Source organism: Bacillus sp. LR--39, assembly GCF_053613335.1.
Window position 1 is genome coordinate 1 of record NZ_JBSIOT010000851.1, and the last position, 717, is coordinate 717.

Sequence of the window (717 nt, forward strand, 5' to 3'; positions counted from 1 at the left end):
CGTGGGATGATTATCAGTTTTTGACGCCGAGTGGAAAATTTGAATTTACTTCGTCGCTAGCTGAGCAAAAAGGATTTAGCGGCTCGCTTCAATTAAATGTGCCCGAAGAATCTGTTTTCCATAATGAGGAGTTAGCTGAAAAGTACCCTTATACGCTGTTATCCATTCATCCGCAGCGTTCCAACCATTCACAGCATGTGCCGTTTATTGAAAAGCTTCAGCACGTTCAGGTCGATATTTCTCCAGATATAGCTGCTGAGCAGAATCTTCAGGATGGAGACGAGGTTGTCATCTTTAATGACCGCGGACGCTTGAAGGGCAAGGTGAAAGTGATGAAGCAGGCTCATGCGAAGACGATTAATATAGATGAAGGCATGTGGGCGGCTTTTGGAGGGTCAGTCAATGCACTGACAAATGATACAAATTCTGATAATGGAATGGGAAGTACGCTTTTTGACTGTTTAGTAGGCTTGAAAAAAGCATAATCAAAGGGATTGGCAGGTTGAAAATGCTTTTTTGTCAGCTTGTCTTTTCCAGTGAACCTCCTTATAATTGCTCTAGGTTCAAAATACACTCATACAATGACGGTTTTATATAGAGGAGATGAAAGAATGGCTTTAACAGCTGGAATTGTTGGTTTGCCGAACGTCGGAAAATCAACACTATTTAACGCAATTACACAGGCCGGTGCCGAATCAGCCAACTACCCGTTCTGTA

General features: G+C 42.5%; 2 protein-coding genes. Both read left to right on the top strand.

Features of this window, described 5'->3' with window-relative positions:
* Nucleotides 1-485, top strand: a 485-nt coding sequence (locus ACWHAR_RS26980; RefSeq protein ID WP_452088418.1) for a molybdopterin dinucleotide binding domain-containing protein, incomplete at its 5' end; no start/stop codon positions are given.
* 126 nt (nt 486-611) lie between these two features.
* Nucleotides 612-717, top strand: a 106-nt coding sequence (locus ACWHAR_RS26985) for a GTPase (RefSeq protein ID WP_452088419.1), incomplete at its 3' end; no start/stop codon positions are given.